The organism is Vagococcus sp. 211 (genome assembly GCF_056322705.1).
Genome location: NZ_CM150475.1, coordinates 1,839,613 through 1,856,968, shown reverse-complemented (window position 1 = coordinate 1,856,968; position 17,356 = coordinate 1,839,613). Strand labels below are relative to the sequence as shown.

Annotated in this window: 18 protein-coding genes; 17 read left to right on the top strand and 1 reads right to left on the bottom strand. The window is 35.9% G+C overall.

The window, feature by feature from the left end; translation table 11 throughout:
* Positions 1-45 precede the first annotated feature (45 nt).
* The 9 genes from ACVWM0_RS08945 to ACVWM0_RS08905 all read left to right on the top strand — a co-directional run bounded on the left by ACVWM0_RS08945 (position 46) and on the right by ACVWM0_RS08905 (position 9,980).
* Positions 46-792, top strand: coding sequence for a DUF4362 domain-containing protein (locus ACVWM0_RS08945; protein WP_476472296.1), 747 nt, complete (start codon positions 46-48; stop codon positions 790-792).
* A gap of 546 nt (positions 793-1,338) precedes the next feature.
* Complete coding sequence (yycF, locus tag ACVWM0_RS08940; RefSeq protein ID WP_476472295.1) at positions 1,339-2,043, top strand: response regulator YycF; 705 nt, start codon at positions 1,339-1,341, stop codon at positions 2,041-2,043.
* 10 nt (positions 2,044-2,053) lie between these two features.
* The gene (gene walK / locus ACVWM0_RS08935; protein WP_476472294.1) at positions 2,054-3,880 is read left to right on the top strand and encodes a cell wall metabolism sensor histidine kinase WalK; all 1,827 of its coding nucleotides are present in this window, start codon (positions 2,054-2,056) and stop codon (positions 3,878-3,880) included.
* Positions 3,877-5,178, top strand: a complete 1,302-nt coding sequence (locus ACVWM0_RS08930) for a YycH family regulatory protein (RefSeq protein ID WP_476472293.1) — start codon at positions 3,877-3,879, stop codon at positions 5,176-5,178. Before walK ends, ACVWM0_RS08930 begins: the two co-directional genes overlap by 4 nt.
* Positions 5,168-6,001 (top strand): two-component system regulatory protein YycI, encoded by an 834-nt coding sequence (locus ACVWM0_RS08925; protein ID WP_476472292.1) that lies wholly within the window; start codon positions 5,168-5,170, stop codon positions 5,999-6,001. The genes ACVWM0_RS08930 and ACVWM0_RS08925 overlap by 11 nt, the downstream gene beginning before the upstream one ends.
* Before the next feature lie 34 nt (positions 6,002-6,035).
* A complete protein-coding gene (locus ACVWM0_RS08920; RefSeq protein ID WP_476472291.1) occupies positions 6,036-6,839 on the top strand; it encodes an MBL fold metallo-hydrolase in 804 nt (267 codons plus the stop codon).
* A gap of 186 nt (positions 6,840-7,025) precedes the next feature.
* Positions 7,026-8,240: an S-methyl-5-thioribose kinase gene (gene mtnK, locus ACVWM0_RS08915; RefSeq protein ID WP_476472290.1), complete on the top strand. Its 1,215-nt coding sequence runs from the start codon at positions 7,026-7,028 to the stop codon at positions 8,238-8,240.
* Positions 8,241-8,245: 5 nt separating this feature from the next.
* Positions 8,246-9,298 carry an S-methyl-5-thioribose-1-phosphate isomerase gene (locus ACVWM0_RS08910; protein WP_476472289.1) on the top strand — a complete coding sequence of 351 codons (1,053 nt, stop codon included), beginning with the start codon at positions 8,246-8,248 and terminating at the stop codon, positions 9,296-9,298.
* Positions 9,299-9,320: 22 nt separating this feature from the next.
* Positions 9,321-9,980, top strand: a complete 660-nt coding sequence (locus ACVWM0_RS08905) for an L-fuculose-phosphate aldolase (RefSeq protein ID WP_476472288.1) — start codon at positions 9,321-9,323, stop codon at positions 9,978-9,980.
* 52 nt (positions 9,981-10,032) lie between these two features.
* Here the strand turns inward: ACVWM0_RS08905 and ACVWM0_RS08900 are convergent, their stop codons facing one another.
* The gene (locus ACVWM0_RS08900; RefSeq protein WP_476472287.1) at positions 10,033-11,391 is read right to left on the bottom strand and encodes a S1C family serine protease; all 1,359 of its coding nucleotides are present in this window, start codon (positions 11,389-11,391) and stop codon (positions 10,033-10,035) included.
* Between the two features lie 255 nt (positions 11,392-11,646).
* Between ACVWM0_RS08900 and rlmH the strand changes: the two genes are divergently transcribed.
* From rlmH to ACVWM0_RS08860, 8 genes are all read left to right on the top strand, one after another.
* Positions 11,647-12,126, top strand: coding sequence for a 23S rRNA (pseudouridine(1915)-N(3))-methyltransferase RlmH (rlmH, locus tag ACVWM0_RS08895; RefSeq protein ID WP_476472286.1), 480 nt, complete (start codon positions 11,647-11,649; stop codon positions 12,124-12,126).
* A gap of 159 nt (positions 12,127-12,285) precedes the next feature.
* The gene (locus ACVWM0_RS08890) at positions 12,286-13,137 is read left to right on the top strand and encodes a MerR family transcriptional regulator (RefSeq protein ID WP_476472285.1); all 852 of its coding nucleotides are present in this window, start codon (positions 12,286-12,288) and stop codon (positions 13,135-13,137) included.
* Positions 13,138-13,659: 522 nt separating this feature from the next.
* Entirely contained in the window at positions 13,660-13,941 is a 282-nt protein-coding gene (locus ACVWM0_RS08885; protein WP_476472284.1) for a BMC domain-containing protein, read from the top strand.
* A 20-nt stretch (positions 13,942-13,961) separates the two neighbouring features.
* Positions 13,962-14,987: a DMT family transporter gene (locus ACVWM0_RS08880; RefSeq protein ID WP_476472283.1), complete on the top strand. Its 1,026-nt coding sequence runs from the start codon at positions 13,962-13,964 to the stop codon at positions 14,985-14,987.
* Position 14,988: 1 nt separating this feature from the next.
* A complete protein-coding gene (locus ACVWM0_RS08875; RefSeq protein ID WP_476472282.1) occupies positions 14,989-15,261 on the top strand; it encodes a hypothetical protein in 273 nt (90 codons plus the stop codon).
* 23 nt (positions 15,262-15,284) lie between these two features.
* The gene (locus tag ACVWM0_RS08870) at positions 15,285-15,581 is read left to right on the top strand and encodes a BMC domain-containing protein (RefSeq protein WP_476472281.1); all 297 of its coding nucleotides are present in this window, start codon (positions 15,285-15,287) and stop codon (positions 15,579-15,581) included.
* A gap of 19 nt (positions 15,582-15,600) precedes the next feature.
* Complete coding sequence (locus ACVWM0_RS08865) at positions 15,601-15,921, top strand: BMC domain-containing protein (RefSeq protein WP_476472280.1); 321 nt, start codon at positions 15,601-15,603, stop codon at positions 15,919-15,921.
* The gene (locus ACVWM0_RS08860) at positions 15,922-17,352 is read left to right on the top strand and encodes an aldehyde dehydrogenase family protein (RefSeq protein ID WP_476472279.1); all 1,431 of its coding nucleotides are present in this window, start codon (positions 15,922-15,924) and stop codon (positions 17,350-17,352) included.
* Positions 17,353-17,356: the final 4 nt, after the last annotated feature.

Here is a 17,356-nt window from a genome sequence, read left to right as displayed (position 1 = left end):
ACAGTTATATCTAAGGTGATTAATAAAAATGGAGGGCAAGATAGGATGGAAGATCTCAAGATAAAAAAAATCGGTCTTGCCATGTTATTTTTTATGACGATACCTTTGTTTATGAGCTGTCAAGGACAAGGGACAAAAGAGCCTGGCTTGAATGCAGCTGTGAATCAAGAGATAATCAATAGTATTTTAGGTACGTGGTATGTGACAAAGCCATCAGTAGAGCAAGATGATTCTAAGACAATGATTCGTTTGAGAGAAGAGACTATTTTATTTGAGCAAGAGTGGTATGATATTGTTCGAACAGAAGGCAATGTTATTTACGGGAAAAGCCTGGATAAGGAAAGTAAACACATTCAATTTGAATTGATAGAAAAAGCACTGATTGTGAGAGATGGTTCAGAGGAAAAAAGAGTATTGAAGAGACCTTACATTAATTATATTAGTTTAAGATACGGGGAAGAAGTCAACAACAATGAAAGATATGCGAAAGAACTAGAAAAAATGCACATCTTATTTGAGCACCACGAACCGTTTCAAGTAAGTTTGATTAGCTATACATCGGAAGGTGCTAAGATTATTGAAACCATTGAGTATGATAAAGAAAAAATTGATTATTTAAAAGATATGACGGCAGATGAGAGTCAAAACAAGGGTATTGTGACGGATCGATTCGACCGAATGGATTATGTTGAGTATGTGGATAATGAAGGAAATGACATGGAAGAATATGTTTTATTAAAAGGAGATGGTCTGGCACATCAAGAAAAAGTAGTGTTTCCATTAACTGATTAAGCAAGATTTATGTGAAATAATTTGTGAAAAATAGTGAATTTATAGGACAAGTTGAGGGTTAATAAGAGGATTTATTGTAGATAAAGTAAAATATACTTTAATTAAATAACGTCAAAAACAATGTAATAAGGCAAATAAAAAAGCAAGGAGTGGGAGCTCCTTGCTTCTCTACCTCGACAAAAGATAAGTTTTGTAAGGGAAGGGGAAAACTTATCTAATGTCAAAAAAATTATTAGCCGAATAAATTAAATAAATTAATTTATACATTAAGCTTATAGCATATTTCAAAAACAGACAATAGTAAAACATTATAATTATTCTTGTTTAGAAAAAAGACTAGGTAAACGCTATCTAAATAAGGTTTCTCTTTTCCCAAAAATTACATATGGATATGTATTAAAAGAGTAAAACCGCTTTTTTGAGTGAATATAATAAGAAGAAAGAGTGAAAAAGAGGGTAGAAAATGAAACATTTCTGTCCTAGTTGAAAATAAGGTATAATAGAAATGATATCTTTTAAAGTACGAAGATACATAGGAGGACAATCATGAAAAAAATATTAGTAGTAGACGATGAGAAGCCAATTTCAGATATTGTAAAATTCAATTTAACCAAAGAAGGTTATGAGGTATACACAGCTTTTGATGGTGAAGAGGCAGTTGAAGCCGTCACAGAGATTGAGCCAGATCTAGTATTATTGGATTTAATGTTACCCAAAAAAGATGGGCTAGAAGTGTGCCGGGAGATTCGTAAAAATTATGATATTCCGATTATTATGGTCACAGCGAAAGATTCTGAAATTGATAAAGTATTAGGACTCGAATTAGGGGCAGACGATTACGTAACAAAGCCCTTTTCTAATCGAGAATTAGTGGCTAGGGTTAAAGCCAACTTAAGACGTCACGGAAATGCACCTGCAAAAGTAGAAGAAGAGACAAACAATGAATTAAATATTGGTGCTCTAACGATTCATCCAGAAGCTTATATGGTGACAAAACGTGGAGATACAATCGAGTTAACTCACCGTGAGTTTGAATTACTGCACTACCTAGCAAAACACACAGGTCAAGTGATGACAAGAGAGCACTTATTACAAACTGTATGGGGCTATGATTATTTTGGCGATGTTCGAACAGTGGATGTAACCGTTCGCCGTTTACGTGAAAAAATCGAAGACAACCCAAGTCATCCAACATGGTTAGTAACACGACGTGGTGTGGGTTATTACTTAAGAAACCCAGAACAAGATTAGGGGTTTGGGTATGAATAAAAAGAAAATACGTTTCTTTTCTTCTGTTCATTTTAAAATTGCCTTAGTTTTTGTTTTGCTGCTACTAATTTCAATTGAAATTATCGGGGCTATTTTTATTCGAGAATTGGAATCATCAACGATTCAAAATTTTGAAGAGAGTGTGTCCTCTCAAGTGGAGACACTTTCTACTAATTTAAGTAGTGAAATGCTGAAATACCAAGAAAATAAGAACGACAGTAATTTAAAACGCACCTTGGTTGAGTTTTCTAAGAGTGATATCTTAGAAGCGAGGTTAGTAGACGACAAAGGAATTGTGATTGCCACAAGCGATGCCAACTTACAAGGTGAAGTAGGAAAGAAAAACGATTATGAAATGTTTAATGTGTACAGCCAAAAGAAAGAAGAACGCAAAGATCCTGTGACAGGGAACCGAGTACACGTCAACATTCAGCCTGTGTATTCTCCAACCGGTGATACTGTCATCGGCTTTCTTTATGTGAAGAGTGACATAGAGAGTAAGTATCAACAAGTAAACGAAATTGCGTTGATCTTTTTTTATGCATCAATGATTGCCCTTGTGTTTTCGTTGATTATTGCTTTGCTTGTCTCTAGAACCATAACCAAACCGATAGGCGAAATGAAGCAACAAGCCATGCGAATTGCCAATGGGGATTATTCTGGTCAGGTTGAAGTCTATGGTAAAGATGAGCTGGGTCAATTGGGTTTAACGTTTAATGAGTTATCAGCAAGAGTTGAAGAAGCGCAAGAAACAATGGATGCAGAAAAAAGTCGATTGGACAGTGTTCTTTCCCACATGACGGATGGTGTTATTGGAACAGATCGTCGAGGTAATATTATACTAATTAATGATATGGCTCTGAACCTACTCGGTATTAAAACAGAAGACGTTTTGGGCAGTTCTATTCTTACGCTGTTAAACATCGAGGAAGATTACTCTTTTAGAACGTTGTTAGAAGAACAAGAGGAGATCTTATTAGATTTTACAGAACAGTTAGATAAAGCCATGTTGCTGAGAGCAGAATTCTCGATGATTCGCCGAGATTCAGGGTTTATTAGTGGGTTAGTGTGTGTGCTACATGATGTAACGGAAAAAGAAAAAGACGAGGAAGAACGACGTCAATTTGTTTCCAATGTCTCTCATGAATTACGCACACCTTTAACCAGTATGAGAAGCTACATTGAAGCGTTAGTAGAAGGCGCGTGGCAAGACCCAGAGATTGCCCCAGCCTTTCTAAAAGTAACTCAGGATGAGACAAATCGGATGATTCGTATGATTAATGATTTGCTTCAATTATCACGAATGGACGCTAATAAAATTGAGTTGAAACAAGAATTGGTCAATTTAAATGAGCTGTTTAATTATGTGTTGGACCGGTTTGATATGGTAATAAAAGACAGTGAACGAAACTATCAAATTAAGCGAGAATTTACGAAGCGTTCTATTTGGGTTGAAATTGATACAGATAGAATGATTCAAGTCTTTGATAATATTCTAAATAATGCTATGAAATACTCTCCAGCTGGGGGAACCATCACGTGTCGTTTGTTAGAGACTCACAAAAACGTTATTATCAGTATTGCTGATGAAGGTCTAGGAATTCCAAAACAGAACCTAGGTCGAGTATTTGACCGTTTTTATCGAGTGGATAAGGCAAGGTCTAGAGAAATGGGCGGATCCGGTCTAGGGTTAGCTATTTCAAAAGAATCGATCAAAGCCCATGGAGGTAGTATTTGGGTTGAAAGTGAGGAAGGAAAAGGATCAACGTTCTTTATCTCCTTACCTTATGAACCATATGAGGAGGACCTTTGGGAATGAAAACAATCGGAGATAAACTGGTAAAAATTAGTTTAGCCTTGATGATTGGGCTGAGTGTGTTACTGTCTTGGAAAATTTGGACAAAGCCTACTAATCGTAATTTTGATTTAATTAACAAAAAGGAACTCTCAAGTGTGGTTCAAACAAAGGACATCGCTGAAGTGTACGTCCCAACAAAATTGTTTTATCATAAAACAAAAGATGACATTTTATATACCAACAGAGAGTCTACCATCACAGATATTCAGAATAAAGTCAGTGACTTTGACTTTGAATCCGTAAAAAAGGTTAGCAAAGAAGACAATGAAAAAATAATGACACAGTCAAAAACAGTATCACTCTTATTTCCAAAAGAATTACCGTTATCCGTGTATGCAGATACCTATCATTTGAAGGCGAAAGTATTGGACGATATGAGCGACATTAATATTAACCGAATATTGGTTTCTTTTGAGGAAGAGGCGGTGTATTTTATGAGCCGCAATCTCGAAGAAGGGGCAAAAGCAGAAGTTAAAGGTAATTTTGATGGGATTGAGAAGATATTAAATGAGAATAAGAAATATTACAGTGTCAGTTTAGAGCCAGATAATATTTCGCAACTTTATTATTTAACGGAAGAACTAAAATTGAAAACATATAGCTATATTGTAGCAACGCAATCCTTTACGACATTTTCTAAAGCATTCTTTAACCAATCGAATGATGTTTTTTCGAATGAAGGAAGCAACGTTAGCTTGTCTAATGGAGAGGGAGAGTCATTAACGATTCAGTCCAAAACTGGGGAAGTTAATTACTTTGGAAAAGTTAAAAGTCCAACAAATAAAGTCATAGAGAATGATTACTATACCTCGTTTCAATATGTAGAAAGTTTGGGTAATTCGTTAGGTACACTGCGTTATTTTGGTTCTAATCCCGAAAATGGAGACATTGTTTATCGAAATTATGTTGAGGGCTATCCGGTGTTCGGTGAAGACATGAGGGGATTATTAGAAGTTGCTGTCCAAAATAAAAATGTCCTTGTTAGAACGAATCAAGAAACCATTCAAATACCTATCCCGTCAGAAGAAGAAGTGGTATTAAACTCAACACGAGAAGTTTTAGATGATCTATTGGCAGACGGAGTGGATTTAGATGATGTAGCAGATATCCAAATAGGATATAGTTGGAAAGGGAACCCAGAAACAAAACAGGTGATAGAACTTATTCCTGAATGGTATATTTTGTATCAAGACACATGGATTGCCAAACCAGAATTGCAAAATGTATTGCAAAAAGGGGGGACGCTAGATGGACTTTAAACGAGTAGAGGGCATCTTTTTAATTGTCTTCTTGTTTTTGAATATGTTTTTATTTTATGTGTATCAAGAAGGTAAGAATGAACAACGAGTAACAACATCAGGAACCATTTCTGATAATTTGGAGGCCCGTCTTAGAGCAGATGACATAGACATCCCTCATGACCTATCAGAAAAAAAATTAAAAGGGTATTACCTGTCAGGAGAAGAGAAAGATTTATTACAAGATGCTAAGTTAGAACTTAGCAACCAAGAATGGCAATTATCTGACAATCGTTTGCTCAGTCATTACCCGAATAATAAAGAGTACGAAATTAACGACCCAAAAGAAGAAAAAGCAATCACCCGCTTTATAACTAAGCGTAATAATGTCTTACATGGTAAAGAGTATCGCTTAAATCCCTATGAAACAGTACCAACACAAAAATATGTATACAATCAAGAATGGGAAGGTGTTCCTTTCTTTGATAGCACGTCAGAATTAATTATTGGTATTGCAAAGGGACAAGACAATCATCCCATGATTGATAGTTACGAACAGAGCATGTTAGAGAATGTAGAACCTTTGCGTGAGCCTCAAAACCTTATCACAGAAAGAGAAGCTATGATTAGCTTGTATACCAATAACCGCATTCCAGGAGGAACAGATGTTGCTTGGATTGAATTGGGATACACTCGGATTTTTAAGGTTAAAGGAAAAAATGTCTACATTCCAGCATGGTTTATTGGGTTAGATAATGGAAAAGGAAACATTCAAGTAGAGCGTATTAATGCCTTTACAAGCGCGATTATTTCTTCATCCAATGTGTCAGAAGTTAGTAAATAAAGAAAAGTATAAAGCTAGGAAGGAAGCGTTTTTTGTGGAGGAAACAGGATTTAAAGTTAGCGTCCTAGCCAGTGGCAGTACAGGAAACTCATTGTATATCGAAACACCACAGCGTCGTTTACTAGTAGACGCTGGATTAAGCGGTAAAAAAATCACAGGCTTACTTAATGAAATAGGGCGTTCACCAGAAGATTTGGATGCCATATTAGTAACACATGAACATCGGGATCATATTCATGGTGTTGGGGTGTTAGCTAGAAAGTATAAATTAGATGTGTATGCGAACGAAAAAACATGGTCAGCTATGGACCCTTTAATTGGGAATCTGACGTTTGATCAAAAAAACATCTTTAACTGTGGAAAAGTATTGACTCTTGGGGATATTGATATCGAAAGTTTTGGAGTCTCTCATGACGCCGCAGAACCACAATTTTACCGGTTTTATAAGGATAATAAATCCTTTGTTGTTTTAACAGATACAGGCTATTGCAGCGATCGTGTTAGGGAAACTATTAAGGGAGCAGATGCGTACCTTTTAGAAAGTAACCATGACATTAATATGCTACGTATGGGTAAATACCCTTGGTCAACACAACAACGTATATTGAGCGATAAAGGGCATTTATCTAATGAAGATGGTGCTATTGTGGCTGCAGATGTGATTGGAGATAATACGAAACGTATTTATCTAGGACATTTGAGTAAAGAAAATAATTTAAAAGAACTGGCTAATATGACCATGAGTCATACTTTAAGAACTAGAGACATTGATGCTGGTGGAGCACTAAAGGTGCTTGATACCAGTCCAGATAAAGCATGTGACTTGTTTGCAATTTAGAATGAGGACAAGTTATGGTAAATATTCTTAATTAATAAGTAGCAGAAAAATAGCCTCCTAACAGTTACATAGTTAGGAGGCTATTTTTTGCCAGACGTTTAACATGTTTCTTGGTCTGTGGTATTGTGGTAAAGGGTATTGAAACAGGACACAGATAGCTTTGAAAGAGAGAAGGGAGAGTTAGGCATGAACCGTTTTATCAATCATTTCTTAATGTCACATGAGGATATTAAAGAATATGTCACCAATCACCTAGGGTTATTTGAAACATCAGAGGCACTGGAAGTAAAAGAAATTGGGGATGGCAACATCAATTATGTGTTTAAAGTGGTGGATACGATCACAGGAAAAAGTATTGTGGTTAAGCAAGCAGATGTATTATTACGTTCATCAGGTCGCCCTTTGGATATTAATCGTAATAAAATTGAAGCGGACATTCTTAAGATACAGTATGAATTGGTTCCTGATTTTATACCGGAAGTGTATCACTACGATGAAACAATGTCAGCCTTAATAATGGAAGATATCTCAGATTATAAAAATTTACGCTACGAATTATTAGAGCATAAATACTTTCCAAAACTAGCTGAGGAAATCAGTACTTTTTTAGTAGAAACCTTGTTATCTACAACAGATTTGGTTTGGAATCGTCAGGACAAAAAACAGCAAGTTAAGGCATTTGTTAATGTAGATATGTGTGACATTAGTGAGGATTTAGTCTTTACAGAACCTTACAATGATTATAAAAAGCAAAACATTATCTCAGAAGGCAATCAATCCTTTGTAGAAGAAAGGATTTATGCTAACGAGGATTTAATAGGTGAAGTCGGTAAATTACGAGAGAAATACATGAACTACGCTCAAGCTTTAGTTCATGGGGACCTTCATTCGGGCTCAATTTTTATCAATGAGACGGGGCTTAAAGTGATTGATCCGGAATTTGCTTTTTATGGACCTATGGGTTATGACATTGGGAATGTGATTGGTAATCTATTCTTTCCTTTGATTAAAAATACTTATTTTGATACGGATGATGCGTTTGGTTCATGGTTGTCACAAACGATTGTCTCGATATTTGATTTGGTAAAGAGTAAGCTAGGTAAAGCATTTGAAGAGAAAGTGTCTCTCTCTATTTACCAAACAGAATCCTTCAAAAGAGCATACATTGATGAAGTAATGGCAGATAGCTTAGGATATGCTGGGACAGAGATGATTAGACGTACCATAGGAGATTCTAAAGTAAAAGAAATCTCAGAAGCACCGATGGGCTCGGCACGTCTTTCTATGGAACAAGCCGTATTAGCTTTAGGGACAGAACTTATTTTAAACAGGCATGATATTAAGAGTGGGACAGAATTAATGAGAAGATGTGAGGATATTCAAGGGGAGAAAGGAAGATAGTGGATATGGAAAGAGCCGATTATGGTATGCCGTTTTTGTTACAATATGAAAACGTGGCATGGTACGAAGAGGGAAAGGTAAGAATATTAGATCGACGTATTTATCCCACAGAGATTGTGTTTGTGGAATGTCATAGACATGAAGAAGTGGCTCAAGCAATTAGTGATATGGTGACACAAAGTGCGGGTCCTTATACAGCTGCTGGGATGGGGATGGCCTTGGCTGCTTATGAAGTAAGAGAGGCAAGTAAAGAAGAACAAAAAAACTACTTGGATAAAGCGGCTCACACCATTGGTTATGCGAGGCCAACAACAGCTAACAGAATGTGCCAGATTACCATGAATTGTGCTGAGGTAGGGAAAGTAGCTATCGATAAGGAAGAGGATCCGATTGAGGCTATTTTTAACGCAACCTTAGAGTCCTTGAACCGACGATATACTATTATGGATACGGTAGGACGTACACTGCTAAAAAAAATGCCCAAAAAAGGGCGTGTTTTGACACAATGTTTTGGTGAGACGATTGTGGGAACCTTACTAAGAGCGGCCAAAGAAGAAGGGTATGAGTTAGAAGTTTACTGTGCTGAGACGAGACCTTATTTACAAGGTGCTCGACTAACATCTAGTTGTGCGGCTGACTTAGGCTTTCCTACCACAGTGGTCACGGATAATATGATTGCCTACATTATGGAAAATAAAGGGATCGATGTGTTTACCTCCGCTGCAGATACCATCGCAAGAGATGGACACATTGCTAATAAAATAGGAACCAACCAAATCGCTATTTTGGCCCATCATTACGGGGTACCTTATTACGTGACGGGGATTCCTGACAGTGATAAGTTTGTAAGAGAGGATATTATCATTGAAGAACGGGATCCGAAATTGGTATTAGAATACCGAGGGATTCCTAATACTTTACCGAGTGTGAAGGGACTTTATCCATCCTTTGATATCACTCCTCCTGGAAGAATCAGTGGGATTGTCACAGATAAAGGGGTCTATTCAGCCTATGATTTAGAAGCTTATTTTGACAAAGAAAGCACTCGTTTTTATTAGTAAGTTAGGAAGGAAGAACAACATGAAGTACAGAGAAGAACGGAAACAATTAGTATTATATGGTAAAAAAATGATGGAGGAACAGCTGACCACAGGAACGGGTGGCAACTTAAGCATCTTCATTAGAGAAGACAACGTGATGCTAATTACGCCTAGTGGCATTGCCTATCATTTAACCACTGAAGAGGACATTGTGTTAATGACACTAGAGGGAGAGATTCTAGAAGGGGATAAAAAACCGTCTAGCGAATATGACATGCATCGTATTTTTTATCAAAGAACCCCCCATGTTAATAGTGTGGTTCATACTCATTCAGAATTTGCGACAGTCTTTGCTTGTTTACAGGAAGATATTTTACCACTTCATTATATTATTGGTTCTGTGGGGAAAAAAATCAGATGTTGTCGTTATGAAACCTTTGGAACCTATGCATTGGCAGAAGCTGCATTTGAAGCAATTGAAGAGGACAAAGGTATTTTACTCGGTAATCACGGGACTCTTGCCATTGGATCTGATTTAGCGGATGCTTTTTCTGTCGCCAAAGACATAGAGTTTATTGCTAAACTGTATTACAGAGCAAGATCAATTGGCACACCGGTGTTATTAAATGAAGAACAATTAGACGAAGTTATCGATAAATTTGGTACTTACGGACAGCTAAGAACATACGGTCAAGACTAAGTCATTCAAACTAAAAATAACCTAAGACTTTGTAATGTCTTAGGTTATTTTTTTAGAAAGGACTCTTAGAAGAGTCTTCTTCTTGTTGTTGCATTTTTTTCTCCATTAGTTTACTTGAGTCTTGATCAAGTAAGACATCCACCTTTTTCTTTTTACCTTGTTGATAGAGAGTAACGGATAAAGAATCGCCAATTTTTTTGTTATAAAGAATGGCTTGAAGTTCAGAGTTTGATGTGACTTTTTTATCATCTAAGTGTGTAATCACATCGTATTTTTCAATGCCAGCATTCGCAGCAGGAGAGCCTTTTTCTACGGTACCCACAACAACCCCGTCTAAATCAGCGTCTTTGATGCCAAGAACACTTTCTTTTTCTTCAGCACTCACCATGTTAAGGTTAATCATACTAATCCCTAGCATTGGTCGAATCACGTTACCACTTGTTTCTAATTGGTTAATAATGGATACCACATCGTTACTAGGAATCGCAAAGCCCATTCCTTCAGCTGACACACCCATAGCTGCTTGTGCAATTTTACTAGAGTTAATACCAATCACTTGTCCACCAGTATTCACCAAAGCCCCACCAGAGTTCCCAGGATTAATAGCAGCATCCGTTTGAATGGCGTTACTGTTAATGGTTTGTCCATCTTCTGTTTTGTTGCTAATCATACGGTCTTTGGCAGAGACAATCCCTTGAGATACAGAGTTAGCAAAGGTTGACCCAAGAGGAGACCCAATCGCTAAAGCAGGTTCTCCTACTTTAATGTCATCTGAATCAGCAAATTCAGCAACTGTAGTCACGTTTTTTGATGGAATCTCAAGAACTGCTAAGTCACTGTAAACATCAGTCCCAACAATTTTAGCATCCACACGCTCACCATTACTTATCATAATAGATACAGCATCAGCTCCAGCTACCACATGGTTATTGGTCACGATATAAGCTTTGTCGCCGTCTTTACGATAGATGACACCACTGCCCTCACCAGATTCTTGAAGTTCACCTTCTTTTTCTTCATTGTTAGAAGGACCGAAAATACGCTCTAAATCTGATAATTGAGATTGTTGTTTTCTAAGGGTGGTCACAGATACAACAGCGTCTTTTACTTTTTCAACAGCCTTCGTTGTGTCTGTTTGAACGTCAACTTTCATCTGACTCACCGTATTTTTTCCTTCGCTAATTGATTTCGTATTTTGTTCTGTCTTTTCAGTGGGAGACGTGATAGCATTATCTTTATTAATATATCCATAGCCACCTATGACTAACATGCCACCTAGGGCACCTGCAATCAAAGAGGTGGTAATCCGAGCGAACGCGCTCCCTGATTTTTTAGGTTGAATCACTTTTTCTTGAGTAGAACGTTTAGATCTAGGGGTTACATCTTTTCTCATTGTATTCGGTGTCGCCACCTTGCCTCCTTTAAATGTATATATCTATTATATTTATTATTATAAGCTAAGTCTAATCCTCAGATTTGAAAAATAAGTGAACTTCTTTAGATTAATTTATAGTAAAATGAGAAAAATAAGAGAAATGGTAGTAAGTTATTAACAATTGTTATCCACAGTGTTGTGTGTAAGTGTGTTGATAACTGTAATGAGAGTGTTTTAAAGGTGGATAACTCTGTGGATAGATGTGTATAACACGTGAGAAAGGTGATAAAGATGAAAATAAAAATAATTGCTGTTGGTAAATTGAAAGAAAAGTATTTAAAACAAGGCATTGCTGAGTACGAAAAAAGATTAGGGAAGTACTGTAAATTTGAGATTGTTGAAGTTCCTGATGAAAAATGCCCAGAAAATCTGAGCGAGACAGAGATGCTACAAGTGAAAGAGAAAGAGGGAGAACGTATCCTTAGTAAGATAGGTGATAATGATTATGTGTTTGCCCTTGAGATCAAAGGCAAAGAAATCACATCAGAAGGGCTAGCTCATGAGATTGATACTCAGAGTATCAGAGGAAAAAGTAATTTTACGTTTGTTATCGGTGGCTCTCTAGGGTTATCCAAAGAAGTAGTTAAACGAAGCAATAGTCAAATTTCTTTTGGCCGATTGACTTATCCTCACCAGTTAATGCGACTGATTTTAATTGAGCAAGTGTATCGCACGTTTCGAATTAATAACGGAGAACCTTATCATAAGTGATGGGGTTTTTTGTTACATAATAGACTATTAACGTAGGTAATTAATGAAATAGATATCAGTAGTTATTAAATTAAATGATAAAAACATGAGAAAATAACTTGACAATATGAACTCTATGATTTAATAATAAGTGTGGATGCGTCGTGAAGGAGTGAACTTATGCCACACTGTGAAGAAAAACTATTTACGATTGGACAAGTTTCTAAAAGATGTAATATTTCGAAAAAGACGTTAAGGTATTATGAAGAATTAGGCCTTATTGAACCAGATTATGTTTGTCAGGCAAATGGGTATCGCTATTATAACGAAAATACGATGTTATTAATTCCTATTATTAAGTATTATAAGCAAATGGGATTTAAATTACAAGAAATGCTTGGTGTTACTGAAAAGGGATCGCGTTTTTATCATGAAAATAAATTTGTTTATAAATTAGATGATCTAGAAGAAGAGAGAGTTCAAATTAATAATCGTTATACCGCAGTAGAGGATTGGTTGAATTTATTAAGAGAAGGATCAATGGTACTAGAAAATAAGATAGATACAATCAATATTAAATACCTTGAACGGAAAAATTATTACTTTCTAGAGCAAAGGTTTAATGAATGCTATCAAGACTCAATCATTAACATAGCTTGGGTCAATCATTTAGAAAAAAAGGGTTGTTCTATAACAGGACCGGTTTGTTTAGAATTTAGATCTGTTGAAGATCGTATGAATTTTAAGACTAGCACCGTTTGTATCATGCAAGAACCTGTTGGTAGATTGAACTCAAGTATCATGCAAAAAGAATTTGGTGGAGATATGTTCTTGTGTGCTTACCACATAGGAAACCCTGAGAAAATAATAGATACATATAATAGATTGAAAGATTGGGCTATTAGTCATGATTATGATTATGGACCCAATGTATATGAACGCTATGTGATAGATTACTGGACGACCAAGGATCCTAATGAATTTGTATCAGAGGTCATTTTTCCAATCAAAAAAAAGAGTAAATGTGAGTGATTAATCACTTACATTTACTCTTTTTTTGTATGAAAAGACAAGTTAATAGACATTTTTAAATATGACTAATAAAGATGTCCCTAATGGTAACGGTTTTTTAAAATCTATATCAGCGCCTTTTATTGAGTGTTAACTTTAATTTTTGTGAAACTATAAAAAAATTAAAAAACGTTTTATGGAATTAAGTTAAATAACTAGTTATTTTTTAGGGTGATACTTATTTTTTTAAAATAAAAAGATGAAATTGTACTATAACAGTTTTTGGAGTAATGGAATAGTAATTATAATATAAAAATTCTTATTGTTAATTAATAGACAATCGTTGTAGGGAGAAATAAAGAAATATTTTGTTAAATGGTTATCAATCTCAGCATACTAATTGAGAAAGTATTTGTCATAAGATAATATAATGTGAAAAAAATAACATGATGATAATAATATGCTTGACTTTGTCTCTAAGGGGAAGAATTATCTTATAGGAGTAGTAATGATTATCAAGTTAAAAAATAGGAGGAAGTAAAAATGAAGTATGATGCATTAGGAATGGTAGAAACAAAAGGATTAATCGGTTCAATTGAAGCAGCTGACGCTATGGTGAAGGCAGCTAATGTCACTTTAGTTGGAAAAGAAATGATTGGGAGTGGACTTGTAACCGTATTAGTTAGAGGAGATGTCGGTGCGGTTAAAGCAGCGACAGATGCAGGAGCAGCTGCAGCAGAACGTGTTGGAGAATTATTATCAGTTCATGTTATTCCAAGACCACATGCTGAAGTAGAAACAATTTTACCACATAATATTAAATAAGATGGGGAGAATAGTTTACGATGGATAGTCAAAAAACAATGGTTCAATCACATACATCCAATCAGTCGATGGCAGATGTGAAAATGAAAACGGTTAATAATAAATTTAAAAAAGCAGGTATTTCAAATGGTCTTATTTCTGGCCTAACATATGGTATCTATTCAACGCTTGTTATTGTAGCAACTGGTTATGATCCATTAATGAGTGCAGTAGGTATTATTGCAGCTCCTTTTGTATGTTCGGGGCTAAATGACCTTTTTGCAGGGATTTGGTTACTGATTTTTAACTGGAAAAAAGGTCGTTTGAAAGAATTAGGTAGAACGTTGAAAACAAAACCAGGAAAAATGTTAGTAGTAGGTTTTCTTTTAGGTGGACCTATTGCTAATGGTGCTTACCTAGTAGGCTTAGCTATGGCTGGAGCTTACGCTATCCCGATTTCTGCAACGTGTAGTTTGTTTGGCGCTTTATTTGCTTGGATTTTCTTAAAACAAAAACCAACTAAACGAGTTGTTTTCGGTATGATTTTATGTGTTATGGGTGCGATTTTTATTAACTTTGTTAAACCAGAAGGAGCACCAAACTTTACCTTAGGAATTATTTGCGCCTTGATAGCAGCAGTTGGTTGGGGATTAGAAGGCGTTTTCTCTAGTTTTGGTGGAGCCATGATTGATACTGATGTTGCGGTGAATTTAAGAGAATTGATTTCAGGAATTGTTACGTTATTATTAGTATTTATTTTTGCAGGGGCATTCCCATTATTCCTTGGAACTCTCAAAGCAGTGACACCAGTAATGTGGTTGGTTGTTTCAGGTTTAAGTGCAGCAGTGTCATTCTTAACTTGGTACAAAGCAAATTCTATGGTAGGTTGTGCCATTGGTATGTCCTTAAACGTTACCTATGCCTTCTGGGGGGTTTTATTCTCAGTTCTCTTCTTAGGTCAAGAATTAACCTCTACGATTGTGATTGGTTCAATTGTTATTGTATGTGGCGCGATTATCGTTACGATGAATCCTTTAGACCTAATCAAGAAAAAAGAGGTGGAATAAGATGACTTTACCAGCAAGAATGGCTGTATTAAATCATTTAGATAAATCTGGAGAATCTAATATTCAAGAAATAATGACAAGTTTAGAGACTGTATATGGTCAAGAAAAACAGTTTACTTATGATTTGTTCTTGGAGCATTTAATGGCCCTAGAAGCGAATGATCTGGCTTCATTAACAAAATATGAATTAGACAATAAAGATGATTTGGTTTTGTATTACAACATTACAGATGATGGCCGCAGTACAGTGGAAAAATTTGTTCCTAAAAAATAATAAAACATCTAGGAGGACAATTTATGAGATATCAAGGTGATGAAGCGTTAGGACTAGTAGAAACTCTAGGATTAGTCCCCGCATTAAAAGCAGCAGATGAAATGTTGAAAGCGGCTAATGTGGAACTTGTTTCTTATGAAAATATTGGCTCAACTCTCGTTACAGTTATGATAAAAGGCGATGTAGCTGCTGTTCGTGCTTCTGTGGAAGCAGGGGTTGCAGTGGCTAGTGAGATTGGTAAAGTGACAGCACATAATGTGATGCCAAGACCAATCAGAGCTGTAGGCGATATCGTCTCGGTTCATGATATTGATTTATAAAGGTAAGGAGGAAGAAGCTATGGAAAGATATGAAGCTATTGGGGCCATTGAAACATTTGGTTTAGTCTTTGTGTTAGAAGCAGCAGATGCGATGTGTAAAGCAGCAGATGTAGAAGTCTTAGGCTATGAAAACGTAGCGTCTGGTTATATTTCAGTCATCGTTAAAGGAGATGTAGCAGCGTGTAAGGCGGCAGTAGAAGCGGGAGTGCAAGCTGTAGAAAATATGGAAGCAGAAGTATACAGCTCAGTTGTTATCGCGAGCCCTCATATTGATTTAAGCAAAATCGTTTCACGCTATGCATTAGAGAACCTGTTGCCAAGTAGTGAGGAAGTGGAATAAATGACGTTTGTTGATAAAGATTTAGAGTCTATTCAAGAAGCACGTATCTTAATGGAATCTGCAAGAGATTCTCATTACATGTTAAAAGAATATGACCAAGCTATTATTGATAAAATTATTGGAATAATGCTCCCTGAAATAAGAAAAAAAGCAAAAATATTGATTGATGAAAATATTTCTGAAACGCAGTACGGTAATCCAGAAGATGAATTAAAGTTATTGTATCAAGTATTAGATAACGTAGAATCAAGCGTATTGAATCAAAAATGTATCGGTGTTCTAGGGACAAATACACAAGGTGATATTACAGAAGTAGGGGTACCTTTAGGTGTTATAGTGATACTTCTTCCAGCTGAAAATAGCATAACTAATACTATTTTTACTACGTTACTGAGTTTGAAAGCAGGAAACACTTGTGTTTTTGTTCCACATAAAAGAGGGGCCAACTCGACAAGAAAAGCGATTTCTTTTGTCAAACATTTAGCAGAAATGAGCGGTTTACCTAAAAACTGTTTGAATAGTATGCAGCATGTGTCGAATGAGGGGATTTCTGAAATAACCAATCATACCTCGGCAGCATTAATCATCAACATTGGTCAAAAAAAATGTAAAGACGCATCCAACGTTTTACATCGTCCGATGATTTATGGAGGTACAGGATCGACTCCTGTTTTTATTGAAAAAACAGCTAACGTGAAGCAAGCTTGTTTTGATATTATTCGAAGCCGCTCATTTAATAATGGTATCCTGCCTGGTGCAGAGCAATATCTAATTGTAGAAGGAGTCATTGCTAATCAAGTAAAGGAAGAGTTAATCAATCAAGGTGCTCATTTTATGACTCAGCAAGAAGAACGATTATTACTTAATTTAATTAAGCCATATGGTTCTTCTGTTTGTCCAGAAGTTGTGGGTAAATCTGCTTGTTATTTAGCAGAAAAAGCAGGATTTACTACTCGAAAGGATACCAAAGTACTAGTATCGGAGCAAGAGTACATATTTGATGAAAATCCTTATTCTGATGAAATGAAGTTTCCGATTTTAATGTTTTATTTAGAACCTGATTGGCTACATGCTTGTGAAAAATGTATTAATTTATTGCAAACTAAGCAAAATGGTCACAGTTTAGTGATCCATTCACACAATCAAAAAGTAACTAATGAATTTTCTTTAAAAAAACCAGTAGGTCGGGTGCTAGTTAACGGCCCAGCAACTTTTAACAGTTTAGGTCTTGAATCAACCCTTCCTTTTACTTTTGTTCTAGGTGGTTTGACTATGGGACAAGGAATCACAGCAAAAAATATCACAGCAAAAGATTTAACTTACGTCAGACAAATTGGTTATCCAGTAGAAAAATTAGTATCAGCGAAAACTGATAACACGATGAATGAGGATGAATTAGTTAAAATTTTGAAAAAAATCATTCACCAATAAAATA